Consider the following 6,000-nt stretch of genomic DNA (forward strand, 5'->3'; position numbering starts at 1 on the left):
AGACGATCTTCGTGCGCCTGAGTACAAATACTCATATCCAGCGGAAACACTCCAGGCGCCGCTGCTTGGGGCGCGGGTATGCCTGACTCGGCCGCCGGCCGTTCACGCCGACGACGCAAGATCGAACGGAGGGAGTCTCAAGCGTGACCATCCGATCGTTCTGGATCACACATGGGCTCTCCGTCATCCTCGCCAGGCACTATCGGTACACGCCCCAACGCGGTCGGCGGCAGACCGTGGGTCGGCTCCGGCCTGGCATAGGGAGATCCTCGACGTCGGGGGGCGTCGACCTGGTCGAGCGCGCCCATGCCGAGCAAAGCGGCGCGCTGCTCCAGTCACCGGCGCCGATGCCGGGAACACCCCCAGCACCGACACCGCCCCCAACGGCGGGAACAGCGCCGTTCCCGCGGAGATCATGCAGCTGATGCTCTCGCCCGAAGGACCGAGCATCGAGCGAAGTCGCGCCATTGGCAAGCTCGCCATGGCTGCCATACCTGCCATGGACCAAGACGCGGTGGTAAACCTGTTCCGGGCGGAACTCCCGCTTTCCACCTGACCAACCGGGGAGCTGCGCATCACCAGTGTCCGCTGCGAGACTTCATCTCCCCGATCCAGTTCGACGGCGCCCACTACTGCGACGCCCCCCGGCCAGCCCAGCGCCCGTGGCCCAGAAACCGCAACCGGCAGCACTGCCCGAGGCCCGAAGCGCCCGCGCCCGGTCCGCAATGGCCTCCACTGCGCGTGCCCGACCCACTCACGGATCGAAGCTCAACTGCCACGCCTCCTTGCGTGCCGGCTTCAACTCCGCCCGCACCGACAGACGCGTGTGCTCGGCGTGGCCCGGTAGGAGTGACCACACTCGTTGCGCACGAGGCGCGACAGCACGCCAGAATTCGGGGAAGCAATGAGGGAGATCGGCTCGCTCCAGCAGCGAAGGTGCAAGCCACGAAGATGGCCGGTGGCGATCAGCGTGGCCTGAACGTGTGGGTGCCAAGAACGGCTCTGTCGCACTTTCGGTTGAGCAGGCATCAACACGAGCAGACGGGTGAGGTGAGGCTGCGCGGGACCCACCGGGCGGCCTGCCACACTGCGGACATGAACGGAGACTCTCCCGGTGACGGGCTCGCCGTGAACCGCGCCCTCTGGGATGCTCGTGCCCAGGCACATGGCACGACCCCCAACGACATGCTGTACGACGTTGATTCGTTTCTGGCGGGCCGGCAGACGCTCTACGGGATCGAACTGGAGTTGGCCGGTGATGTGTCCGGCCAGGATGTGCTGCATCTGCAGTGCCACTTCGGCATGGACACACTCAACTGGGCCCGTCTGGGTGCCAGGGTCACCGGTGTCGATTTCTCGTCGACGGCGATCGTCCGGGCACGCGAGCTGGCCGAGCTCGCCGGGCTGACCGCCGATTTCGTCGAGGCGGACACGCAGAACCTGCCGTTCGATCTGGCGGGCAGGTTCGACCTCGTGATCGCCACCTACGGGGTGCTGTGCTGGATCGGGGACCTTGACGCGTGGATGCGCGGTGCGGCGATGGCGCTGCGGCCAGGTGGAAGGCTGGTGCTGGTCGACCTGCATCCCGCCTACCAGACCCTCGCCAGCTATGAGCCGCTCGTGGCCGACTGGCCCTACGGCGGAGGAGAGCCCCAGCGCGAGGTCGTCACGGGCACGTATGCGGACCCGGACCTGCCGATGAGCGCACAGGAGGTGGTCCAGTACCCGCATTCGGTGGGCGAGATCGTGACAGCGGCCGCCGGAGCGGGACTGATCATCGACCGGCTCGCCGAGCACACCGAGGTCGAATTCCCCGGAAGCCGCATCCTGCCCGAAGGCCCCGACGGCACCCGTCGGTTCCCGTTCGGCGACACCTACCTCCCGATCCTCTACTCGCTGCGAGCGAGATCCCCCCGAACGGCCACTGCATAGCCGCCTCGCCCAGCCACCCTTACGGACAGACCGAGTTGGCCAAGCTGAAGTTTCCTGAGCCCGATGCCAGCGGCAGAGCCTGGAGGATGCCGGCACCGAACACCCATCCCGGAAAGGGCAGGAACCCCGCGCAGGAAAGCGAAACAGCCCTCATCTGAGAGCGGGTTCACGGCCCATAGGGCGTCGGAAATCGGTGAACCCGCGCGCTTCCAAGCCGCGGGATCGCCTGCCACCACGTCTCGGACACGTACATCGCGCTGTTCACGCACTTCATTCCGTGCGGGGTGCAGTAAGACTACGGAGTACGTGATCCAGGAACTCGTCCGCGCGGGATGTCACTGCGAACGAGCTCACTCGCCATTCGGGGTGCGGCCGCGTAGCCGGAGCGCGCGCAGCGACGCCTCGATCGCGAAGCGCTGGTCGGAGTCGGCGAGGTCGTCGCCCATGAGCTGGTCGAGCAACCGCGTCCGGTATCGGACGGTCTGCACGTGCATGCCGAGTTCGCGGCTCATCGTCGTGGCGCGGCCCCGCGTGCGGAGCCAGAGTTCCAGGGTCTCGATGAGCCGCTGCCTGCGCCGCTCCGACACCCAGGCGAGCGGGACGATCGCGCGGTCCGCGATCCGCGCCATCAGCGGCTCGTCGGCCAGCAGCCACAGGGTCATGATGTGGTCCTCGCACAGCAGGAGGCCGCGCCCGTCCCCTCCCCCGGTCCCCGGGCCTTCCACGACGCCGTCCGTGGCCAGTTCGAGCAGCCGGCGCGCCCAGCGCAGCGAGTGCCCGGCGGACGCCGGCGGGACGGTCAGCCCGGCCACCGCCCATCCTCCGGCGAGGGACGCTTCCAGCATTTCCCGCCGGTCGTGCGAGAACGGGCCCGGCACCAGCAGGTAAGGCGCGGGGTCGGCCGCGTCCAGCAGCACGTCCGCGTCCAACAGCGGCCGGACGAGCGGCGAGCCGGGCGGCAAGGCGACCATGGTGACCTGCTCGGGCGGCCGCCAATCGGCGGCGGCCGGGACCTCGGTCGCGGGCTCGCCCCGCGCCAGGCCGCGCAGCAGCCGCAGCCGGGCGGCCGTGCGCTCGACGTCCCGGGCCCGCTCGTAGCCTTCCCGGGACAGCGCCGCCGCCTGGTCCATGTACTCCGCGAGGGCCTCGGCGAGCGCCGCGATGGCCTGGACGGAGACACTCCGGTCCGCCAGCTGGGCGCGGATCCGCGCCCACGCCGCCCCCGTCCCGATGCGGTAGGCGGCCTCCAGCACCGCCAGCGGCCGTCCTTCCATCACCTCGAACGCGCCGACCTTGCGGCACAGCTCGTCGCGCTTGTCCAGCGGCCGCCCGGGATCGACCATCCAGTCGAGGAAGCCCATGATGTTCCGCTCGGTCGCGGCGCGGAGCACCTGGTCGTAAGGGCCGCCACGGGGACGCGCATAGTCCGGGACGCTGTCGCGGACCCGCTCGATGACCTCCTCCACGAGGCTCGGCACGAGTTCGCTCGTGATCACCGGGAGCTGGTCGGCGAGCAGGCGCCGCGCCTCGGCCAGCCCCTCCGGCGCCGGAGGCTCCAGCGCCGGGCGCCGCCCGAGCGGTCCGTGGGACGGGCCCGTCATCGACCCGATCCCGGCTGCTCGGGGCGGGCCGGGTCCCGCGGACCTCCCGGGGCCGGTCGCCGGTTCCGCGCCCTCAGGACCGCCTCCACCGCGAAGCGGACCTCCGGGTCCTCCAGCGGATCGCCGATCAGCTGCCGGACCTGCTGCAACCGGTACCGGACGGTCTGCGGATGCAGATGCAGCCGGGCGCCCACGTCGGTCACCGTCGACCAGGTCTCCAGCCACACCCGCAGCGTCGTCGCCAGGACGGTGCGCTTGTCCTCGGGCAGGTGCTCCAGGCCGCCCAGCAGGCGCTCGGCGAGCAGGTCGGTCAGGTGCGGGTCCGCGCACAGCCAGAGATCGAGGAGATGGTCGTCGACGTGGACGACGGGCGCCTCGGCGATCACGCCCTTGAGGGTGAGCGCGAGCGCCTCCCGCGTCCAGCGCATGGCGTCGGGCAGCCCGCCGAGCGGGACGGTCGGGCCGACCACCACCGGACCGCCCGTCACGGGCGTGCCGAAGACGGCGTGCCGCGCCGCGTCGAACGGGCCGGGCACCAGCAACCGGTACGCGTCGCCCTCCGGGTCGGCCAGGACGTCACCGTGCGCGGCATCGCGCGACCAACGGGTCCCGGGCGGGACGGCGACGGGCGTCGCCTCCGCCGGCAGGCTCCACCCCGACCGGACGGCCAGGTCGGCGAGCGCGGCGGGTGCGGCCGGCGGGCGGTCGACGAGCCCGCGCAGCAGGCGCCGGCGCAGCGCGGCCCGCTCCTGCACCGTCCGCCCGTCGCTTCGCAGATAGCCTTTGACGATCTGGGTGATGACCCGATCCCTGTGGGCGAAATGGACCTCCGCCAGCCACGCGACGTCCTGTCCGGTGACCTGATGGCGGGCGCAGACCTCGACGAGGCGGCGCCACGACGTGCGGAACGCGACGCCGATCGCCGCCTGCACGGTGTCCAGGCTCCGCCCGGCGCCGCCCTCCTGCTCGCCGAACAGCCGCAGCAGCCCGTCCAGCCCGTCCAGCGGCTGCGACAGGCCCGTGGCGCGGACGAAGAACGCCTGGATCGCCTCCTGGACGATCCGGCAGGCCGACGGCGAGGTCCGGTCGGCCGACGCGTAGGCGGGGACGGCGGCGCGAACGGCGGCGCAGACCTCCTCGCACAGCTTCGGCGGTCTCGACCGCAGCACCTCGGCGAGTCCGGGGGACAGCACCACGGGCCCCACGCTCCCGTCCCTCCTTCCAGCACCGCGGCCGCGCCGCGGGCACGCGGCAGGGGTCCGCCCGCGGCGCCGATCCGGCCGGGCGGGAGCGGCCGCCCTCAGACCTGCCCGGCGACGGTACCTCCGGCGCCGGCGCGAGAAAAGGCTCCGCCGCGTCCCGATGCGGACAGAATCCATCCGGCCGCCCCCGATATCGGAACGGGCGGATAAGCCTTTTCGGATATCAGACCGCGCGCTCACGCGATGACAATGAGCATGCCGTCTCACGCGCGCCGGGGAGAGCCGTTCGTACGATCGGCAAAAGTTCGCGGCTCGTTTTACTCACTCGATGACAGAACTTGCGGGGAACGCGTCGAGAGGCCGCGTCCGCTATTGCCGACCCGCGCCGGCCTGCCTACCGTACCGGCCAGTAGGTGAATGTGAGCTCACGCACTCGCGAGAAAGGCCCGGGCCCCCGCCCCGAGGGCCCGGCGTCCCACCCCGAAGAAGGGCAGAACCATGCGGAAATCCGCTGCCGCCGCGCTCACCGCGGCCGGCACCGCAGCCTTCGCGCTCCTCCTGAGCTCGACCGCCTACGCCGCGAACCTCACCGCCACCGTCACCAACGGCGGCAGCGTCACCGCGGCCAACTCCGGCAATCTGGTGTTCAAGGACACGACCACCAACCAGGCGATCACCTGCACCTCGTCGCACGCCAGTGGCAGCGTGCCGAACGGCACCAAGTCCGGCGCCTCGCCGCTCAGCGTCGGGTCGCTCAGCAGCGTCTCGTTCAGCGGCTGCACCGGCACCGTGCTCGGCATCAAGATCACCTTCACGGTGACCACGTCCAACCTCCCGTGGAGCGTCAACGTCACGGGCGCCACCTCGGGCTCGACGACGGCGGGCAGCATCTCCGGGATCGCCACGCACCTGTCGGCCACCGGCTGCAGTTTCGACGTCGGCGCCGGAGGCACGGGCGTGGCCAACGGCAGCTACACCAACGGGACCGGCGCGCTGACGGCCTCGGGCTCCGGGTCGCTGCCGATCAGCAACGTCAGCGGCTGCGCCGGCCTGGTCGGAAACGGCCACAACGGATCGCTGTCCGGCACCTACATCGTCAGCAACGGCAGCGGCGGCCACCCCAGCATCAACGTCACCTCACCGTGACCCCTGCCGCCTGAACCGATCCGGGGCCGCGCGCCCCCGCCGTGAGCCCTGCGCAGCTCCTCCAGGCCGTGCGCGGCGCGCTCGCGCGCGGGGATCTCGGCGGGCTCGGCGGGCAGGTC

General features: G+C 71.2%; 5 protein-coding genes. 3 read left to right on the forward strand and 2 right to left on the reverse strand.

All coding sequences use genetic code 11. From position 1 onward, the window contains the following. Positions 1-415 precede the first annotated feature (415 nt). Together ABT299_RS40070 and ABT299_RS40075 are read left to right on the forward strand one after the other, a co-directional pair. A complete protein-coding gene (locus ABT299_RS40070; RefSeq protein ID WP_500253947.1) occupies positions 416-556 on the forward strand; it encodes a hypothetical protein in 141 nt (46 codons plus the stop codon). Positions 557-1,095: 539 nt separating this feature from the next. Continuing rightward, the gene (locus tag ABT299_RS40075) at positions 1,096-1,932 is read left to right on the forward strand and encodes a class I SAM-dependent methyltransferase (RefSeq protein WP_500253948.1); all 837 of its coding nucleotides are present in this window, start codon (positions 1,096-1,098) and stop codon (positions 1,930-1,932) included. A gap of 350 nt (positions 1,933-2,282) precedes the next feature. On the opposite strand, the gene ABT299_RS40080 is transcribed toward ABT299_RS40075, so the two are convergent. Both ABT299_RS40080 and ABT299_RS40085 read right to left on the reverse strand, forming a co-directional pair. Beyond that, positions 2,283-3,533: a PucR-like N-terminal domain-containing protein gene (locus tag ABT299_RS40080; protein ID WP_500253949.1), complete on the reverse strand. Its 1,251-nt coding sequence runs from the start codon at positions 3,531-3,533 to the stop codon at positions 2,283-2,285. Beyond that, positions 3,530-4,738: a PucR-like N-terminal domain-containing protein gene (locus ABT299_RS40085; protein ID WP_500253950.1), complete on the reverse strand. Its 1,209-nt coding sequence runs from the start codon at positions 4,736-4,738 to the stop codon at positions 3,530-3,532. Before ABT299_RS40085 ends, ABT299_RS40080 begins: the two co-directional genes overlap by 4 nt. Before the next feature lie 495 nt (positions 4,739-5,233). Between ABT299_RS40085 and ABT299_RS40090 the strand changes: the two genes are divergently transcribed. After that, entirely contained in the window at positions 5,234-5,881 is a 648-nt protein-coding gene (locus ABT299_RS40090; RefSeq protein WP_190853842.1) for a hypothetical protein, read from the forward strand. Positions 5,882-6,000 lie beyond the last annotated feature (119 nt).

The sequence above is a fragment of the Spirillospora sp. NPDC000708 genome, assembly GCF_040299565.1.
In the GTDB taxonomy this organism is placed as follows: domain Bacteria; phylum Actinomycetota; class Actinomycetes; order Streptosporangiales; family Streptosporangiaceae; genus Spirillospora.